Below are 18,547 nucleotides of genomic sequence, written 5' to 3'. Positions count from 1 at the left end.
TCCGTGCCCCGACTGGCAAGCCCGGGCGGGGCCTTCCGCTCAGGCCGGCCGGGCCTCGGCCTGCCAGGCGAAGACCAGCGCCTCGTCGCCGGCCATGCGCTGCAGGTGGTCGGCGACCACCGTCTGGAACTGGGCGACCTGTCCGGCGTCCTCGGCCCGCAGGCGGACCAGCAACTGCCCTTCGCCGGCCTGCAGCAGGCAATCCCCCAGCGGGAGGCGGATGTCGCCCTGCCGCTCGTCGAGGCTGACGGGAAACTTGTGCGCCCAGTGCCGGCACAGGCGACGGATCAGGCGGGCCGGGTCCTGCGAGGCGATCCGGGCGGATGAAACGGTCATGCGGGTACTCCTCTGGAGCCGCCGGCGCACCGGCCGGGAACGAATGTCAGGCGATGCTCTCGACGATGCCGCCCTCGACCCGCAGGGCCGCGCCGGTGGTGGCGCTGGCCTGGGGCGAGGCGGCGTAGACGCAGAGGTTGGCCACCTCCTCGGGGGTGGCGAAGCGCTTGATCAGGCTGGTCGGGCGGTTCTCGCGCAGGAACAGGGCCTCCATCTCCGCCTGGGAGACGCCGCGCTCGCGGGCCATGGCGCCGATGAACTCGATCACCCCCTCGGTGCGGGTCGGCCCCGGCAGGATCGAGTTGACGGTCACGCCGCTGCCGGCCAGGACCTTGGCCAGCCCGCGGGACAGCCCCTGCAGCGCCGTCTTGCTGACGCCATAGTGGACCATCTCGGTGGGAATGTTCAGCGCCGATTCGCTGGAGATGAACTGGATCCGCCCCCAGCCCCGCTCGCGCATGCCCCTGGCGTAATGCCGGGACAGGCGGATGCCGCTCATCACGTTGACCTGGAAGATCTCCTCCCAGTGGGCATCGTCGATCTCGAAGAAATCCCTCGCGCCGTAGATGCCGAGGTTGTTGACCAGGATGTCGGCGCTCGGCTCGGCGGCGATCAGCGCCTGGCAGCCGGCGGCGTCGGCAAGATCGGCGACCACGCCGCGGGCCAGCGGGCCGCCCCGGGTCGCGCGCAGCTCGGCCAAGGCCGCCGCAACCCGGCCCTGCTCGCGGCCGCTGATCACCACCGCGGCGCCGGCCTCGGCGAGGCCGCGGGCGATGGCCAAACCGATGCCGCCGGTGGAGCCGGTGACGATGGCGGTCTTGCCGGAAAGATCGATGAGCATGGGAAAACTCCTGTGGGATCAGCCGAAACGGAAAGCGGAAAGGGTGGTTTCCAGCACCCGGTCGGAGAATACCCGCCGGCCGGCATCCGTGGCCGCGGCGCCAGCCACCACGAAGAGCGGCAGCAGGTGTTCCTCGGCCCGCGGCGGGTGGCACAGCCGGGCCATCGGCGCCTGCTCCCAGTCGAGCAGGCGGGCGTGGCGCTCCTCGGGTGCGGCCTCCACCGTGGCGGTCAGCCAGCGGTCGAAGGCGTCGGAGATCGGCCCGAAGCGCGGATCGCCGTAGCCGCGCATGTTGTGGAAACTCATGCCGCTGCCGACGATCAGCACCCCCTCCTCGCGCAGCGGCGCCAGGGCGCGGCCGGCCGCCAGATGCGCCGCCGGATCGAGGTCGTTGCGCAGCGACAGCTGCACCACCGGAACGTCGGCGGCCGGGAACATCAGCTTCAGCGGGATGAACATGCCGTGGTCGAAGCCGCGCTCGCCGTCCTGCCGCACCGGCAGGTCCGCGCCCGCCAGCAGGTCAGCGACCCGCGCGGCCAGCTCCGGGCTACCGGGGGCGTCGTAGCGCAGCTCGTAGGTATGCAGCGGAAACCCGTAGTAATCGTAGATCAGCCCCGGCTGGCGGCCGCTGGTGACGCTGAAGCCCGGCTCCAGCCAGTGCCCGGAGACCATCAGGATGGCCCGCGGCGGCTGCGGCAGCGTGGCGGCGACGCCCCTGAGGAAGTCGGCCATGGCGTTCCAGGCGGTCGGCGGATCCCAGTCCATGAAGAAGCAGGGGCCGGCGCCGTGGGGAATGAACAGGGTCGGCTGTATGCCCGAAGAGTCGGCGGGTGCGCTGGCATACATGGGGTGACTCTCCTCTGCGGGTGGATAAGCAGGCAGTATGGCCTACAATCGGAAAATGATAATCAGGCAAGCGAGACGATAGGTTTCAACCAGGAGTATTAAATGCTCGATCGCGTAACCGGCATGCGCGTGTTCGCCCGCGCCGCGGCATCCGGCAGTCTCTCCGCGGCCGCGCGGCATCTGGGGATGTCGCCGGCGATGGCGACCAAGCACGTGGATGCCCTGGAGCGCCACCTCGGAGTCAAGCTGTTCCACCGCAGCACCCGCCGCCTGACCCTCACCGATGCCGGAAGCCTGTACCTGGATGCCTGCCAGCGCATCCTCGCCGACATCGACGAGAGCGAGGCTGCGGTCGCCTCGCAGCGGGTCGAGGCCAGCGGTCTGCTGCGCCTGAACATGCCGCTGTCCTTCGGCAGCCGCTTCATCGCCCCGCGGATGCCGGTCTTCGCCAAGCGGCATCCGGCAGTGCGGGTCGAACTGGGCCTTACCGACAGTCAAGTCGATCTGATCGAGGGCCGCTGGGACATCGCCATCCGCATCGGCCGACTGGTCGACAGCCCGCTGCAGGCACGCCGGCTCGGCGACTGCCCGGTGCTGGTCTGCGCCGCCCCCGCCTATCTCGATGCGCGCGGAGTGCCCCGACGGGTGGCCGAGCTGGCCCAGCACAACTGCCTGGGCTACACCCTATCGCCCTGGTGCGGCAGCAGCGAGTGGGCCTTCGGCCGCGACGGCGCCGTGCGCGTGCCGATCAGCGGCGACTTGGCGGCGAACAACGGCGAGGCCCTGCTGGCCGCCGCGCTGGGTGGCCAGGGGGTGATCTACCAGCCGCTGTTCATCGTCGCCGAGGCCCTCGAGCGCGGCGAGCTGGTGGCCCTGGAGCTCGACCAGCCGAGCTACGCCCTGGGCGGCATCCACGCCCTCTACCCGCCCGACCGCCGGCCGCCGGCCAAGGTCCGGGCGATGCTCGACTTCCTCAGCGAGATCTTCGCCGGCCCCCCGCCCTGGCTGGCGCGCTGAGGCGCGCGAGCAGGCGCTCGCCGGCTTGGCTAAGGTACAGATATGCCCGGCCCGGCAGGGAGCCGCCGCCATGACCCGCTTCCACGACCTGAAGCTCTACCTCAAGGCCCATCTCTGGCTGGTGCCGGTGCTGGCCGCGGCGGTCGGTCTGTTCGTCTGGGCGCTCGACCCGGCGCCGCCGAGCCATCTGCGCCTGGCCGCCGGGGTCGAGGGCGGCGGCTACCACGCCTTCGGCGAGCGCCTGAAGGCGCGCCTGGCCGCGGAAGGAATCGAACTGGAACTGGTCGACAGCGGCGGCTCCACGGACAACCTCCGGCTCCTGCTGGCGGCGGACAGCCCGGTGCAGATCGGCCTGGTGCAGAGCGGCGCCGAGCTGAACCTGAGCGAGGAGGAACGCCGGCGCCTGCGCGGACTCGGCGCCCTGTACCGGGAGCCGCTGTGGCTATTCCAGCGCCGCGAGCTGAAGGCCCGCCGACTGGCCGATCTGATCGACAAGCGGATAGGCATCGGCAGCGACGGCAGCGGCACCCAGCCGGTAGTGCTGAGCCTCTTCGCCGCCAACGGCATCGGCCGCCGGCCCGGCTGGCTGCCGCTGGACAGTGCCGACGCGGTCGCCGCGCTGAATCAGGGCAAGCTGGATGCGGCCTTCTTCGTCGGCCCGCCGGAGAATCCGCTGATCCAGCAGCTGGCGCGCAATCCCCGGCTGCGCCTGACCGGCATTCCGCGCGCCGAGGCCTACCAGGCGCGCTTCCCCTTCCTGCAGGCGCTGACGGTCCCGCCGGGGCTGCTCGACCTGGCCCACGACAGCCCCGAGCGGCCGCTCACCACCCTCTCGCCGGTGGCCACCCTGGTCGCCAACGCCAGCCTGCATCCGGCGCTGACCCCGCTGCTGCTGGAGTCCTCGCGCAAGGTCCTGCGCGAAGGCTCGCTGCTCGACCCGCCGGACCGCTTCCCGCAGGCCGAGCCCAGCGGCTTCCCCCTGACCAAGGAGGCGGACAGCTACTACCGCACCGGCCTGCCCTACCTGCAGCGCTTCCTGCCGTTTCGCATCGCCTCGGTGGTCGACCGTTATATCGTTCTCCTGATCCCCTTCCTCGCCGTCCTGCTGCCGCTGACCAAGCTGATCTCGCCGATCTACGAGTGGCGCATGCGCTCGCGGATCTACCGCTGGTACCGGCACCTGCACGAGGTCGACGCCCTGCTCCACGACGGCACCCTCGGCCCGCGCCTGGACGAGGAGATCGCCCGCCTGGCGGATATCGAGAAGGAGCTGGGCCGGGTCGACGTGCCGCTGTCCTTCTCCCACGAGCTGTACGCCCTGCACCTGCACGTGCGCTACATGATCGAGCGGCTCAAGGGGCTCAAGCCGTCACCGCCCGAGTGAACGCCCGCCGCCCGCGGGCGGGCCGCTCGGGTAAACTGCCGGCATCCGTTCCCGTCAATGCGAGACCGCCGTGCCGATACGCCATTGCATCGTCCACCTGATCGAGAAGAAACCCGACGGCAGCCCCGCCGTGCTGCACGCCCGCGACTCGGAGCTGGCCGAGTCCCAGGCCATGGAGAACCTCCTGGCCGACCTCAACGAGAGCTACAACGCCAAGCAGGGCAAGGCCTGGGGCCTGTTCCACGAGGAGTCCGGCGCCTATCCCTTCAGCGGCTGGCTGGGCCGGTACCTGGAGGGCGAAACCGACTTCACCGCCTTCAGCCGCAAGGCGGTCGAGCACCTGCAGAAGCTGATGGAGGAATCCAACCTCTCCACCGGCGGCCACGTGCTGTTCGCCCACTACCAGCAGGGCATGACCGACTACCTGGCCATCGCCCTGCTCCACCACAGCGAAGGCGTGACGGTGACCGACAGCCTGGAGGTCGCCCCGGCCAAGCACCTGGACCTCGCCCAGCTGCACCTGGCGGCGCGGATCAACATCTCAGAGTGGCGCAACAACAAGCAGTCCAAGCAGTACATCTCCTTCATCAAGGGCAAGAACGGCAAGAAGGTCTCGGACTACTTCCGCGATTTCATCGGTTGCCAGGAAGGCGTCGACGCGCCGAGCGAGACGCGCACCCTGCTCAAGGCCTTCAGCGACTTCGTCGAGAGCGAGGACCTGGCCGAGGAAGCGGCCCGGGAGAAGACCAGCGCGCTGGTCGACTACGCCAGCAACCAGGCCCGGCGCGGCGAGCCGATGACCCTGGAGGAGCTTTCCGAGGTGATCGACGAGGAACGCCCGCGGGCCTTCTTCGATCACATCCGCAACAAGGACTACGGCCTGTCGCCAGAGATCCCGCCGGACAAGCGCACCCTCAACCAGTTCCGCCGCTTCACCGGCCGCGCCGAGGGCCTGTCGATCAGCTTCGAGGCGCACCTGCTCGGCTCGAAGATCGAGTACGACGAGGCGCAGGACACCCTGATCATCCACAACCTGCCGACCCAGCTGAAAGACCAGCTCAAGCGCCGCAAGGAATGACCGCCGATGGGAAAAACCCGCACCGGCTACGCTCATGGGGAAAGGCACCCGCGCCCTTCCCCGCCTGACCAGGAGCGCTCCATGTCCCGCCTGCCGGACGAGATACTCGACGACTGTTTGTGCCGCCCCGACGCGCCGCTGGCCGGCGACCCGGCGCGCCAGTACGGCCTGGACAAGGCCCGGGCCCAGGAGCGCCTGGCCGAACTCAAGGAGTGGCTGCGCGAGCGCCTAACCATACTCCGTGCCAACCGCCGCGAGGCGCTGCTGCTGATCCTCCAGGGCCCGGACTGCTCGGGCAAGGACGGCGTCATCCGCCGCGTGCTGGCCGGACTCGACCCGCGGGCCCTGGCGGTGCACGGCTTCCAGCCGCCGAGCGATGCGGAGCGGGCGCACGACTTCCTCTGGCGCTACCGCCAACGCCTGCCCGCCCCCGGCCAGCTCGGCGTGTTCGACCGCAGCTGGTACGAGGGCCTGATCAGCGACCCGCTGGACGGGCTGTGCGGCGAGGACGAGGTGCCGGCGCGCCTGGAACAGGTGCTGGCGCAGGAGGAGCACCTGCCGGCGCAGGGCATCGAACCGCTCAAGTGCTACCTGCAGATCTCCCGCCACGAACAGAAGCGCCGCCTGCATCAGCGCCTGGAGCAGATCGACAAGCGCTGGAAGCTGGCCGCCGGCGACCTGGAGGCGCACCGCCAGTTCGATCTGCGCCAGGCGCGCTGGTCGACGCTGCTGGCCGTCAGCCACCGGCCGCAGGCCCCCTGGTACGTGATCCCGGCGGACCACCGCTGGCTGCGCGATCTGCTGCTCGCCAGCCTGCTGGCGCGGGAACTGGAGAAGCTCGATCTGGACTGGCCGCAGCGCCCTCCGCCGTTCACCGCGGACGAGCTGGAGCGGGCCTGACCCGGGCGCCGGCAGCGGTACGCTAAGCCGCCTCGATGCGGTAGCCCAGGCGCGGCAGGTGCACGTGCACGACGCCGGCGCGCGGATCCTCGCGGCGCAGGATCAGCGCCTCGACGCCGGCGTGGACCAGTTCGCCGTGCACCGGATCGACACCGTAGTCGGTGGCGGCGACCAGCACCCGCTGGCCCGGCGCGAAACCCTCCAGCGCCAGGCCCTCGCCCTCCGGCAGGGGCGCCGGGGTGGCGGCGCGGGCGATCTCGATGGCCTCCGGGGCGGGCAGTTCGTCGTGGGAACCGTGGCCGAAGCCCCGCACCCGACCGAGCCAGGCGCTCACCGCCGGATAGGCGTCGACCAGCCCGGCGGTGGCGGGGACGGCGCAGAGGAACCAGAGCGGATGGGCCACGGCGAAATCGGCCAGGGAGGCCTCGCCGAACAGGAAATCGCCGATCTCCCGCCCCAGTTGCTCCTGCAGGCGGGCCATCAGGGTCGGCCACTGCTGGCGGGCCTGCACCAGCGGCAGGCGGCTCAGGGTGCCGCCGCTGAACAGGGCGGCGCGGTCGGCCAGGAAGCCCTGCAGCGCCTCCGCCGGCAGCCCGGCGAAGCGCTGGGCCAGGGCCTCGTCCTGGAAGGCCAGGCTCACCGCATGCTGGAACAGCTCCCGGTCGGCCCAGGCGGCGAAGCCGGAGACGATGAACTCCAGCCCCTCCGGATACAGGGGCGGGGTCGCCTTCTCCGCCTCCAGGCGGCGGGCGATCAGCGCAGTGTCGCAGTAGATGTCGGCGCCGACCTGCAGCACCGGAGTGCGCCGGTAACCGCCGGTCAGCGCGGTCAGATCCGGCTTGGGCATCACCGGCGGGATGCTCACCGAACGCCAGGAGAGCTGCTTGAAGCCGAGCATCAGCCGGGCCTTCTCGGCGAACGGCGAGTTGGGGTAATGGTGCAGGATGAGTTCGTGCATGCCGGGGTCCTCCATGGAATCCGTCTTCCTCAGAGCCTGCGCGTCCTCCGTCGTTCCCATCCCGGCCACCAGGACCTCCTTGGCCGGCTTCGACAGGCGCTTGACCGCCCGCTCGCGGCGCAGGGCCGCGCCCTTGTCGGCGCAGGCCTCGACATAGACCAGCGCCTGCGCCGGGCTGGTATGGAAGAAACGGGCGCCGCGGCCGCTCCGGTGCATGGCGAAGCGCCGCTGCGGATCGTCGCTGATGCCGCAGTACAGCGCGCCGTTGGCGGCCCGCACTAGGTAGACGAACCAGGGTTTGGTCGGTGCGTTCATGCGGACTGCGCGCCGGGGAAGAGGAATGACGACAAGACGGCTCTCTGGCGGGGAACGGGGCTGCCGAGCTTAGGCAATTCCCGCCGTCCGGGCCAGCGGGGCATGGCTGCCCGCACTGGCGGCACGGGCAACCGGCCGCGGGTCAGATCAGCTTCATGGTGTAGCTGACGACCACCCGGTTCTCGTCGATGTCGGTACGGTAGTTGGCATGGGCCACGGCATGGCGCAGACGGAGGCTGACGTCCTTCAGCGGGCCGTTGCGCACCGTGTAGGACAGGTCGATGTCACGCTCGCTGTATTCGCCCTCGAAGCCACGCCCGGTCCGCACGTCGCTGCCCCTGACGTAACGCAGGGGGGCATTCAGCCCGGGCAGGCCGAGGGAAGCGAAATCGAGGTCGTCGCGCACCTGCCAGGAGTGCTGGCTGTCGCTGGAATCGCGCCGGCTGAAGGAGCACAGCTGGCCGGCCTACAGGGTCAGCCCGGGAAGCTCGTTGGAGACCAGCGACGCGCCCTGGTAGGTCGGCGGCAGCAGGCGGATGTCGCTGAACATGAGCACCGGCAGCTCCGGCTGCAGTCCGCCGACCTTGACCTCGCTCTTGGAGGCCCGGACCTTCAGCGTCGGCATCATTCGCCCGTATTCGTCGGCGGCCTTGCCGTCGCCATGCACCGGCAGCAGGCCGGTTCCGGTCCGCTCGGAGCTGCTGTCGAGCTTGACGCCCACCACGCCGAGGGCGTCGAGGCCGAAACCGACCGGTCCGGGCGTATAGCCCGAGCGATAGTTGAAGATGCAGCCCTGGGCCCACTCCTCCGCCTTCGACTTCCTGCTGGCCCCGACGATGTCGGAGAAACCGCGGCTGAAATAGTCGTTGCGCAGTTGCAGGGTGGCCGAAGAGCCTTCGAGGAAGCCGGATTCGGCGGCGTGGACCGAAGGCAGGCAGGCGGCTATGGCGATGGACGGGATGAGGCGGGTGATACTCGTACGACTCTTCCTCATGGGAAGGGACTACTCTTCGCCGGATCATGGAGAAAGAGGATGAAAACCGAGCAGGTCAATTATCCGGCGTCAAAACTGATCGCATAAAGCCGGGCCATTAAACACCAGCTTCCGCCTGCGATGCACAGGCTTGTCTGTCTGCCTGCCGCTCTAGCATGGCCTGCCATCCACTCCCGCATCCCGAATGCACCGCCTGCGCCGATCGCGTATGGCGAGGTCGGAAAAGCCGAAACTGTGTAAGCTTGCCGCAGTTCCGACGCCGCACCGGCGATCCATCGGCCACCCCGCCCTCGCACTGGAGCCCCCATGAACGAACCCCTGATCCTGGAGCCGACGAGCGCCGCCGACGCCTGCGTCATCTGGCTGCACGGCCTCGGCGCCGACCGCCACGACTTCGAGCCGGTAGCCCGCTCGCTGCAGCAGGTCATGCCCAGCGTGCGCTTCATCCTGCCCCAGGCGCCGCGCCGGCCGGTGACCATCAACCGCGGCTGGGAGATGCCCAGCTGGTACGACATCCTGGCCATGAGCCCGACCTCGCGGGCGATCGACACGCCGCAGCTGGAGGAGTCGGCGCAGTCGGTGATCGGGCTGATCGAGCGGCAGCGGGATGCCGGCATAGACCCGGCGCGCATCGTCCTCGCCGGATTCTCCCAGGGCGGCGCGGTCGTCCTGCACGCGGCCTTCCTGCGCTGGAACGGGCCGCTGGGCGGGGTCATGGCCCTCTCCACCTACGCCCCGACCTTCTCCGCGGAGATCGTCCTCGCCCCGGAGAAGCGGCACCTGCCGGTGCTGCACCTGCACGGCAGCCACGACGACGTGGTGCCCATGGCGCTCGGCCGCGCCGCCCACGACTTCCTCGCCGCCCGCGGCGTGCCGGTGGAGTGGCGGGAATACCCGATGGGCCACGAGGTCGTGCCCCGGGAAGTACAGGACATCGCCGACTGGCTGCGCCAGCGGCTCGGCTGAGCCCCCAGGCGGAAGCTCGTCCGATTTTCCGCAACCCTGATCAGTAGCCGATTGACATTCGCGGGAAAACACTGTCGGCAGGCTCTTCGCCATACCGGCTTCTTGTTTTACACTGGGACGATCATCCCCATTCACCGACGAGATAACCGTGCTGAAAGCACTCACAAGAATCTTCGGCAAGGGCGAGGAGGCCAGGCCCGCTCCGGTTGCGGAACTCCCCGCTGTCGAGCGCCCCGCCGCCTCCGCCGAATCCCAGGACAAGCCAACCCGCTCGCCGCGCGCCGATCACAAGGCCAGCAAGCCGCCGCGTAGCGACAAGCCGAAGGCCGACAAGCCGCCGCGCCAAACGCCCGCGGCCAGCCCGAAAGCCGAGTGGAAACCGGAAGATTTCCAGGTCGAACCCGAGGAGGGCAAGACCCGCTTCCACGACTTCGCCCTGGATCCGCGGCTGATGCACGCCATCCACGACCTCGGCTTCACCTACTGCACGCCGATCCAGGCGCAGGTGCTGGGACACACCCTGAAAGGCCGCGACGCCATCGGCCGGGCGCAGACCGGCACCGGCAAGACCGCCGCCTTCCTGGTCTCCATCATCACCCAGCTCTTGATCACCCCGCCGCCGAAGGAGCGCTACATGGGCGAGCCGCGGGCGCTGATCATCGCGCCGACCCGCGAGTTGGTGGTGCAGATCGCCAAGGACGCCGCGGCGCTGACCAAGTACACCAAACTCAACGTGATGAGCTTCGTCGGCGGCATGGACTTCGACAAGCAGCTCAAGCAGCTGGAAGAGAAGTACTGCGACATCCTGGTCGCCACCCCCGGCCGCCTGCTGGACTTCAACCAGCGCGGCGAGGTGCACCTGGACATGGTCGAGGTGATGGTGCTGGACGAGGCCGACCGCATGCTGGACATGGGCTTCATCCCGCAGGTACGGCAGATCATCCGCCAGACCCCGTACAAGGGCGAGCGGCAGACCCTGCTGTTCTCCGCCACCTTCACCGACGACGTGATGAACCTGGCCAAGCAGTGGACGGTCGACCCGGCCATCGTCGAGATCGAGCCGGAGAACGTCGCCAGCGACACCGTCGAGCAGCACGTCTACGCCGTGGCCGGCAGCGACAAGTACAAGCTGCTGTACAACCTGATCACGCAGAACGACTGGACGCGGGTGATGGTGTTCGCCAACCGCAAGGACGAGGTGCGGCGCATCGAGGAACGTCTGACCAGGGACGGCGTCAGCGCCGCGCAGATGTCCGGCGACGTGCCGCAGGTCAAGCGGATCAAGGTGCTGGAAGGTTTCCGCGAGGGCAAGATCCGCGTACTGGTGGCCACCGACGTGGCCGGCCGCGGCATCCACGTCGATGCCATCAGCCACGTGATCAACTTCACCCTGCCGGAAGACCCGGACGACTACGTGCATCGCATCGGCCGCACCGGCCGCGCCGGCACCAGCGGCACCTCGATCAGCTTCGCCGGCGAGGACGATGCCTTCGCCCTGCCGCCGATCGAGGCGCTGATCGGCCGCAAGATCGACTGCGAGATCCCGCCCGCCGAACTGCTCAAGCCGGTTCCGCGGCACTCCTGATGCATCGTCGAGCCCTGTAGAGTGGACAACGCCGCCGGCTTGTCCACCCTACCAGCGCCCGGCCGCCTCCTGATCGCTGTCGCGACCCTCGACCCAGCGGGGGCCCTCGCCGGTGTCCTCCTTCTTCCAGAACGGAGCGCGGGTCTTCAGGTAATCCATGACGAACTCGCAGGCCTCGAAGGCCGCCTGCCGGTGGGCGCTGGCGCAACCGACGAAGACGATCGGCTCGCCCGGCTCCAGCCGGCCGATGCGGTGGAGAATCTCGAGATTCAGCAGCGGCCAGCGCCGTCCGGCTTCGTCGGCGATCTTCGCCAAGGCCTTCTCGGTCATGCCCGGATAGTGCTCGAGGAACAGGCCGCCGACCTCGCGGCCCTCGTTGAAGTCGCGCACGTAGCCGACGAAGCCGACCACGCCGCCGACGCCGACGTCGGCGGCGTGCAGGGCGTTGAGCTCGGCTCCCGGATCGAAGGCGGCGGTCTGTACCCGGATACTCATCTCAGCCTCCGGTGACGGTGGGGAAGAAGGCGATTTCGTCGCCGTCGGCCAGTGGCTCGTCCAAACCGCACAGCTCCTGGTTGCGGGCGCACATCAGGTTGCGCTCGGCGAGCACCTGCCAGTTGCCGCCGCGGTCGAGCAGATGGCGACGCAGGTCGTCGATCCGGGCGAAGCTCTCGTCCCAGTTCAGCCGTTCGTCGCCGATACCCAGGGTCTCGCGGTAGCGGGCGAAGTAATGCACGTGGATCATGGATTGGTCTCGGAGTAATCAGGCATCGGCCCGGTAATGGCCGCTCTTGCCGCCCTGCTTCTCCAGCAGGCGGATCTGTTCGATGAGCATGCCGCGGTCCACCGCCTTGCACATGTCGTAGAGAGTCAGCGCAGCGACGCTGGCGGCGGTCAGTGCCTCCATCTCCACGCCGGTCTGGCCGGCCAGCTTGCAGCGCGCGGTGATACGCACTCGATCCTCGCCTTCGGCCTCGAGCTCGACCTTGATGCCGGTCAAGAGCAGCGGATGGCAGAGCGGAATCAGCTCGTGGGTCTTCTTCGCCGCCATGATCCCGGCGACCCGCGCCACGGCGAATACGTCGCCCTTGGGGTGGCCGCCCTCCTCGATCAGGCGCAGGGTCTCGGGGCGCATGCGCACCAAAGCCTCGGCCACGGCCTCGCGGGTGGTATCGGCCTTGTCGGTGACATCGACCATGTGGGCATGGCCCTGGGAATCCAGATGGGTGAGCATGAGCGGCATCTCCAGCAACGATGCCGACCATTATATAGGCAAAAAGGCGGGAGGCCCGGTTGCCTCCCGCCACGGCCGCTACATGTTCAGCTCGGCGTATTCCGCTAGTGCCGAACGTGGCACCCCTTGCAGGGTGATGTGCACGCCCAGGGGGAAGTCCTTGAAGCGCTCGGTGAGGTAGGTCAGGCCGGAGCTGGTGGCGGACAGGTAGGGGGTGTCGATCTGCGCCAGGTTGCCCAGGCAGATCACCTTCGAGCCGTTGCCGGCGCGGGTGATGATGGTCTTCATCTGGTGCGGCGTGAGGTTCTGGCACTCGTCGATCAGGATCAGGCTCTGCTGGAAGCTGCGTCCGCGGATGTAGTTGAGGGATTTGAACTGCAGCGGCACCTTCTGCAGGATGTAATCGACGCTGCCATGGGTGTTCTCGTCGTCCATGTGCAGCGCTTCCAGGTTGTCGGTGATGGCGCCTAGCCAGGGCTCCATCTTCTCCGCCTCGGTGCCGGGCAGGAAGCCGATGTCCTCGTCCAGCCCCTGCACGCTGCGGGTGGCGATGATGCGCCGGTAGCGCTTGCTGACCATGGTCTGCTCGATGGCCGCGGCCAGGGCCAGGATGGTCTTGCCGGAGCCGGCGGCGCCGGTGAGGTTGACCAGGTGGATATCCGGATCGAGCAAGGCGAACAGCGCCAGGGCCTGATGGATGTCCCGTGGTCGCAGTCCCCAGGCCTCCTGGTGCAGCAGCGGCTCCTGGTGCATGTCGAGGATCAGCAGCTCGTCGCCCTTGATGCCCTTGACCCAGCCGACGAAACCCTGCTCGTCGAGGATGAACTCGTTGATGTGCACCGCCGGCAGGTTGTCGGTGAGCAGCACCCGGTGCCAGGCGTGTCCGCCGTGATCCTGGCGGGTTTCGACCTTGCTCACGCGATCCCAGAAGGAGCCCGGCAGGCTGTGGTAACCGGGCGACAGCAGGCTGACGTCGTCGATCAGCTGGTCGGTATGGTAATCCTCGGCGGCCACCCCGCAGGCGCGCGCCTTCAGGCGCATGTTGATGTCCTTGGTCACCAGCACCACGGGAATCTCGGGGCGCCGGCCCTGCAGCTCCACCACCAGATTGATGATCTTGTTGTCGTTGTTGCCGTCGTCCGGCAGCCAGGTGGCGGCCCCGGTCCCCTTGCTCATGAGGATCGACAGCCAGCCGCAGGAACCGCTCTTGCCGCGCTGGATGGGAACGCCCTCCTCGACCTGCTCGGGGGTCGCCTCGCCGAGGACCTGATCGATCAGGCGGATGGCCTGGCGGCATTCGGCGGCGATCGAGCTCTTTCCGGCCTTCAGCTTGTCCAGCTCCTCCAGGACGGTCATGGGAATGGCCACCTGGTGTTCCTGGAAATTCAGCAGAGCGTTGGGATCATGGATCAGAACGTTGGTGTCGAGGACGTAGAGGGTCGACTGGGTGGAACGGGCGCATCCGTGGTCATCCATACTCGGTCACCTTTCTCAGGGGGCAGACGACGGAATGCCTAGTCGGCGCTCCGCCGGTGAACCGCCGGCTTCTCCTGCGGCGGCAGGAGAAGACACGCAAGAAGCGGGCCCATGGCCAAGCCCCTCGCTGGTGCGCAGGTCCCTGAGACTACGTCGAAAGGTCGGCGGACATCACGCCGCAACCCGGCTTCCCCGCCCAGCCGTCCCACGCATTCCCAGTGGCCTCTATGGCGGTCTGTTTTCGTTCATACCGCAAAACAGATGACAGAAAAAAGTACATTTCGGACTGGCCGGACTTTTTTTATCCCATCGAAGAATATGATTTGGCGTCCCCCTGCGCGGGGGGTACATTCGATAGGCTGGGTGCCCCGGAGCCGGGCCGGCCGGTGGCGCAGCGGTTCACTTCCACGGTCACGTGCACCAGCTCGCGGAACGCCGCCAGGCAGGCCTTGTATCGGTCCGCCGAGCAATCGCCGTGGGTCACCACACTGAGGATGCACGCATATTGGGCACGCCCGACCCGCCACAGGTGCAGATCGGTGACTTCGGTGTCCGGCTCACTTTCCAGCGTAGCACGCACCCGCGCCACCAGCGGGCTGTCCATTTCCCGGTCGAGCAGGACCTTGCCGGCGTCGATCAGCAGCCCCTTGCCCCAGAACCCGATGATCAGCGCCCCGACCACGCCCATCAGGGCGTCCAGCCAGGTCCAGCCGAGAAACTTGCCGCCGAGCAGGGCGACGATCGCCGCCACCGAGGTCAGGGCATCGGTCAGCACGTGCAGATAGGCGGCATGGCGGTTGAGATCGCGCCCGCCATGTACATGCCCGTGTGCGTGACCGTGATGGTGGCGAGCATGGCTATGGTGGTCGTGGTCGTGGTCGTGGTCGTGGTCGTGGTCGTGGTCGTGGTCGTGGTCGTGGTCACGATGATGGGCGTGTCCGTGATCGTGCTGGTCGCTCAGCAGCCAGGCGGAAGCCAGATTCACCAGCAGACCGATCGCCGCCACCCACAGGGCCATGTCGAAATCGATCGCCTGCGGCCTCCATAGCCGCCAGAGCGACTCGCCGAGAATCATCGCCGCCACCAGCACCAGCAGCAGCGCACTGGCGAAGCCGGCCAATACCTCGATCTTCCAGGTGCCGAAGGCGAAGCGCGAATCCTGGGCGTAGCGCCGGGCCAGCAGATAGGCCAGGGCAGTCAGGCCGATGGCGACCATGTGCGACGCCATGTGCCAGCCGTCGGCCAGCAGCGCCATGGAGTTGTACCAGTAGCCCGCCGCTATCTCCACCAGCATGGTCAGGCCGGTCAGAACCATGACCCGCCAGGCCTGGCGCTCGCTTCCCAGCTCCAGCGGCCGGTAGTCATGGGAGGGCTGCCAGTGGTCGTGATTGCACTGGCGGGACGATTCGGTTTCTGTCATCGCATCGACTCCTGGAGGGAGCCCGAGTTTGTGCCCATCCATGCCGGGAAGGTCAAGCATCGGCGGATAGTCCGCCGACGGCGCCCCCGATGACTGGAGCCCGCGCGGCCCGAGCGCCTAGAATCGCCGCAGATTATCTGGAGACGCTCACATGCTGATGGTGATTTCCCCGGCCAAGACCCTCGACTACGAGACCCAGCCGGTCACGCCCCGCTTCACCCAACCGCAACATCTCGACTCCTCCCAGGAGCTGATCGCCCTGCTGCGCGAGCTGACCCCGGCGCAGATCGGCGAATTGATGCAGCTCTCCGACAAGCTCGCCGGGCTCAACGCCGCCCGCTACGGCAGCTGGACGCCGGACTTCACCCCGCAGAACGCCAAGCAGGCCCTGCTGGCTTTCAAAGGCGACGTCTACACCGGGCTGAACGCCGAGGACTTCGGCGAAGCGGACTTCGACTTCGCCCAGCGGCACCTGCGCATGCTGTCCGGCCTCTACGGCGTGCTGCGCCCGCTGGATCTGATGCAGCCCTACCGCCTGGAGATGGGCACCAAGCTGGCCAATGCCCGCGGCAAGGATCTCTACGCCTTCTGGGGCGAGCGCATCAGCGGCTGGCTGAGCGAGGCTCTGCTCGAACAGGGCGACGACATCCTGCTCAACCTCGCCTCCAACGAATATTTCTCGGCGGTCAAGCGCAAGGCGCTGCGGGCGCGGGTCATCGATGTCGAGTTCAAAGACCGGAAGAACGGCCAGTACAAGATCATCAGCTTCTATGCCAAGAAGGCCCGCGGCATGATGGCCCGCTACGTGATCAAGGAACGCCTGCGCGATCCGGCCGGCCTGAGGGATTTCGATGCCCAGGGCTACCGCTTTTGCGCCGAACAATCCTCCCCCGACAGCCTGGTCTTCCTGCGCGACGCTCCCGAGGCCTGATCGACGCGCCTCCCCGCTCCCGGCGGCACGCCCCACTCGAGTCGAGGTGCCGTCGGTAGCGCCCATTTTCCGGCGGCGGTTCCCGAAGCCAACCGCTCGGAAAATTCTTTCTCTCCCGCCCCTCACATTTTCAAATCTTGACCAAACTCTATTTGCACTCTCGAACCAACTAGAGCCACTTCGGTGAGACTTATTATTGACGAGCCATCACTCGATTATTGGCACCATGGTTCTAATTTAAAACTTCGAGCAGAACTTACTGTCACACTAACATCAACTAACGAAGCACCAGTGTTTAATATCAAACTAATAGCAAGACATTAAAATAACATCACCCAACGACGACCAAGAGCTGCAACACAAAAAGCAAAGTGTCAATTTTCCGATCAACGATTGATAGCAATCCAATATTCACGGAACTAATTTTGACGCTTATGATCTGTACTGAGCGAAATGTGCCAATAATTGGAACGCTCGTATCGAAAGAGCAACCCAAGGAGCTTTCCTAAAAGGAATTACCAAGCCAGTACCAGCCAGCTGCCAGCATTTCCGGAAGTAAGGAATCTCTCATCTCAAGGAAGACAGAAGGAAGTCCATAAATACAAAGACTTAGTACAGGGAAAGCAGACCGGAACGGTCCTGCAGTCAAGGAAACTTACCGGAAGCTCCCACGCAATGAGTATGACTCCATTGTCTGGGCCCCCCTGATTACCTGTATTTCTTGGCGTCTGTCTTTTGACGCATGAATCATGCTTTGCCTGAAATTCGCCCGAACTTGGGCCACTAGTTGCCTGCATGCGTCATCCCGGCACTCAGATGGGCACTAGCAAAACTGATGGCGAGTAATGGCCATTATTTTAATATCGCAAAAGGAAGAGGTGATCATGATGCGTATCAGCATCTTTGGATTGGGCTATGTTGGTGCAGTATGTGCGGGTTGCCTTTCTGCACGAGGCCACAAAGTTATCGGTGTGGATATTTCCCCGACCAAGATCGAAATGATCAACCAGGGAAAATCCCCCATCGTCGAGCCGGGCCTCGAGGAACTGCTGAGCAAGGGCATCGAGAGCGGCATGCTGCGTGGCACCACCAATGTGGCCGATGCCATTCGTGACAGCGAGCTGTCCATGCTCTGCGTCGGCACCCCCAGCAAGAAGAACGGCGACCTGGAGCTCACCTACATCGAAGCGGTCTGCCGCGAGATCGGCCACGCGCTGCGCGACAAGAGCGAACGCCACATCGTGGTGGTCCGCAGCACCGTCCTGCCGGGCACCGTGCGCAACGTGGTCATCCCGATCCTCGAGGATTGCTCCGGGAAGAAGGCCGGCGTCGATTTCGGCGTGGCGGTCAACCCTGAATTCCTCCGCGAGAGCACCGCGATCAAGGATTACAACTATCCGCCCATGACCGTGATCGGCGAGCTGGACAAGGCGTCCGGCGACGCCCTGGAAGCGATCTACAGCGAACTCGACGCGCCGGTCATCCGCAAGGACATCGCCGTGGCCGAGATGATCAAGTACACCTGCAACGTCTGGCACGCCACCAAGGTCACCTTCGCCAACGAGATCGGCAATATCGCCAAGGCCGCCGGCGTCGACGGTCGCGAGGTAATGGACGTGGTCTGCCAGGACAACAAGCTCAACCTGTCCAAGTACTACATGCGTCCGGGCTTCGCCTTCGGCGGCTCCTGCCTGCCCAAGGACGTGCGCGCCCTGTCCTATCGCGCCAGCCAGTGGGACGTCGAAGCGCCGCTGATCAACTCGCTGATGCGCAGCAACGCCGCCCAGGTGCAGAAGGCCTTCGACATGATCGAAAGCCACGGCTCGCGCAAGGTCGCCCTGCTCGGCCTGAGCTTCAAGGCCGGCACCGACGACCTGCGCGAAAGCCCGCAGGTGGAACTGGCGGAAATGCTGATCGGCAAGGGCTTCCACCTGAGCATCTTCGACAACAACGTGGAGTTCGCCCGCGTGCACGGGGCCAACAAGGACTACATCGAGTCGAAGATTCCCCACGTCTCCTCGCTGCTCAACTCGGATCTCGACGAGATCATCGAGAAATCCGACATCATCGTGCTGGGTAACGGCGACGAGCGCTTCGAGAAGCTGGCCAAGCAGGCGCCGGCCGGGAAGAAGGTGATCGATCTGGTCGGTTTCATGCCGCATACCACCCGCGAGAACGCGGAAGGGATCTGCTGGTAAGGCATGACGGGAAAGCGGCGGCGCGCAAGCGCCTCCGCCTCCCCGCTCTCGGACACAGACAACGGAAT

General features: G+C 66.8%; 17 protein-coding genes and 2 pseudogenes. 8 read left to right on the top strand and 11 right to left on the bottom strand.

Going from position 1 to position 18,547, the window contains the following annotated elements:
* Positions 1-39: 39 nt before the first annotated feature.
* Genes ACFOJE_RS00675 through ACFOJE_RS00665 form a run of 3 tightly spaced genes read right to left on the bottom strand, consistent with a single transcriptional unit; the run spans position 40 to position 2,023 of the window.
* Complete coding sequence (locus tag ACFOJE_RS00675) at positions 40-336, bottom strand: DUF2218 domain-containing protein (protein WP_377812299.1); 297 nt, start codon at positions 334-336, stop codon at positions 40-42.
* 46 nt (positions 337-382) lie between these two features.
* Complete coding sequence (locus ACFOJE_RS00670; protein WP_377812298.1) at positions 383-1,177, bottom strand: SDR family NAD(P)-dependent oxidoreductase; 795 nt, start codon at positions 1,175-1,177, stop codon at positions 383-385.
* A gap of 18 nt (positions 1,178-1,195) precedes the next feature.
* Entirely contained in the window at positions 1,196-2,023 is an 828-nt protein-coding gene (locus ACFOJE_RS00665) for a DODA-type extradiol aromatic ring-opening family dioxygenase (protein WP_377812297.1), read from the bottom strand.
* 102 nt (positions 2,024-2,125) lie between these two features.
* On the opposite strand from ACFOJE_RS00665, the gene ACFOJE_RS00660 reads away from it, so the two are divergent.
* The 4 genes from ACFOJE_RS00660 to ACFOJE_RS00645 all read left to right on the top strand — a co-directional run bounded on the left by ACFOJE_RS00660 (position 2,126) and on the right by ACFOJE_RS00645 (position 6,402).
* Positions 2,126-3,040 (top strand): LysR family transcriptional regulator, encoded by a 915-nt coding sequence (locus ACFOJE_RS00660; RefSeq protein WP_377812296.1) that lies wholly within the window; start codon positions 2,126-2,128, stop codon positions 3,038-3,040.
* A 70-nt stretch (positions 3,041-3,110) separates the two neighbouring features.
* Positions 3,111-4,424, top strand: a complete 1,314-nt coding sequence (locus tag ACFOJE_RS00655) for a TAXI family TRAP transporter solute-binding subunit (protein WP_377812294.1) — start codon at positions 3,111-3,113, stop codon at positions 4,422-4,424.
* A gap of 70 nt (positions 4,425-4,494) precedes the next feature.
* A complete protein-coding gene (gene yejK / locus ACFOJE_RS00650) occupies positions 4,495-5,502 on the top strand; it encodes a nucleoid-associated protein YejK (protein WP_377812293.1) in 1,008 nt (335 codons plus the stop codon).
* An 81-nt stretch (positions 5,503-5,583) separates the two neighbouring features.
* Complete coding sequence (locus ACFOJE_RS00645; RefSeq protein ID WP_377812292.1) at positions 5,584-6,402, top strand: polyphosphate kinase 2 family protein; 819 nt, start codon at positions 5,584-5,586, stop codon at positions 6,400-6,402.
* A 22-nt stretch (positions 6,403-6,424) separates the two neighbouring features.
* Here ACFOJE_RS00645 and ACFOJE_RS00640 read toward each other — a convergent pair whose 3' ends face one another.
* The 3 genes and pseudogenes from ACFOJE_RS00640 to ACFOJE_RS00630 form a co-directional block, all read right to left on the bottom strand.
* Complete coding sequence (locus ACFOJE_RS00640) at positions 6,425-7,360, bottom strand: glutathione S-transferase family protein (protein WP_377812631.1); 936 nt, start codon at positions 7,358-7,360, stop codon at positions 6,425-6,427.
* 90 nt (positions 7,361-7,450) lie between these two features.
* Positions 7,451-7,675 (bottom strand): annotated as a pseudogene (locus ACFOJE_RS00635) (GIY-YIG nuclease family protein); the annotation flags it as partial.
* Between the two features lie 142 nt (positions 7,676-7,817).
* A pseudogene (locus ACFOJE_RS00630) lies at positions 7,818-8,669 on the bottom strand (OprD family outer membrane porin).
* 306 nt (positions 8,670-8,975) lie between these two features.
* Between ACFOJE_RS00630 and ACFOJE_RS00625 the strand changes: the two are divergent.
* A complete protein-coding gene (locus tag ACFOJE_RS00625; protein ID WP_377812291.1) occupies positions 8,976-9,635 on the top strand; it encodes an alpha/beta hydrolase in 660 nt (219 codons plus the stop codon).
* A 148-nt stretch (positions 9,636-9,783) separates the two neighbouring features.
* Complete coding sequence (rhlB, locus tag ACFOJE_RS00620) at positions 9,784-11,220, top strand: ATP-dependent RNA helicase RhlB (protein WP_377812290.1); 1,437 nt, start codon at positions 9,784-9,786, stop codon at positions 11,218-11,220.
* A 48-nt stretch (positions 11,221-11,268) separates the two neighbouring features.
* Here rhlB and moaE read toward each other — a convergent pair whose 3' ends face one another.
* The 5 genes from moaE to dmeF all read right to left on the bottom strand — a co-directional run bounded on the left by moaE (position 11,269) and on the right by dmeF (position 15,350).
* On the bottom strand, positions 11,269-11,715 hold the full coding sequence (gene moaE / locus ACFOJE_RS00615) for a molybdopterin synthase catalytic subunit MoaE (protein WP_377812289.1): 447 nt from the start codon (positions 11,713-11,715) through the stop codon (positions 11,269-11,271).
* Between the two features lies 1 nt (position 11,716).
* On the bottom strand, positions 11,717-11,965 hold the full coding sequence (locus ACFOJE_RS00610; protein WP_377812288.1) for a MoaD/ThiS family protein: 249 nt from the start codon (positions 11,963-11,965) through the stop codon (positions 11,717-11,719).
* Between the two features lie 18 nt (positions 11,966-11,983).
* On the bottom strand, positions 11,984-12,454 hold the full coding sequence (gene moaC, locus ACFOJE_RS00605; protein WP_377812286.1) for a cyclic pyranopterin monophosphate synthase MoaC: 471 nt from the start codon (positions 12,452-12,454) through the stop codon (positions 11,984-11,986).
* 78 nt (positions 12,455-12,532) lie between these two features.
* Positions 12,533-13,930 (bottom strand): PhoH family protein, encoded by a 1,398-nt coding sequence (locus tag ACFOJE_RS00600; protein WP_377812285.1) that lies wholly within the window; start codon positions 13,928-13,930, stop codon positions 12,533-12,535.
* Between the two features lie 301 nt (positions 13,931-14,231).
* Positions 14,232-15,350: a CDF family Co(II)/Ni(II) efflux transporter DmeF gene (gene dmeF / locus ACFOJE_RS00595; RefSeq protein WP_377812284.1), complete on the bottom strand. Its 1,119-nt coding sequence runs from the start codon at positions 15,348-15,350 to the stop codon at positions 14,232-14,234.
* A 151-nt stretch (positions 15,351-15,501) separates the two neighbouring features.
* Between dmeF and yaaA the strand changes: the two genes are divergently transcribed.
* Both yaaA and ACFOJE_RS00585 read left to right on the top strand, forming a co-directional pair.
* Positions 15,502-16,281: a peroxide stress protein YaaA gene (gene yaaA / locus ACFOJE_RS00590; protein WP_377812283.1), complete on the top strand. Its 780-nt coding sequence runs from the start codon at positions 15,502-15,504 to the stop codon at positions 16,279-16,281.
* Between the two features lie 887 nt (positions 16,282-17,168).
* Entirely contained in the window at positions 17,169-18,479 is a 1,311-nt protein-coding gene (locus ACFOJE_RS00585) for a nucleotide sugar dehydrogenase (protein ID WP_377812630.1), read from the top strand.
* Positions 18,480-18,547 lie beyond the last annotated feature (68 nt).

The organism is Azotobacter bryophylli (assembly GCF_042643485.1).
GTDB classification, from domain to species: Bacteria; Pseudomonadota; Gammaproteobacteria; order Pseudomonadales; family Pseudomonadaceae; genus Azotobacter; species Azotobacter bryophylli.
Note: the sequence above shows the minus strand (reverse complement) of the source record. Positions and strands in the feature narration are given on the sequence as shown.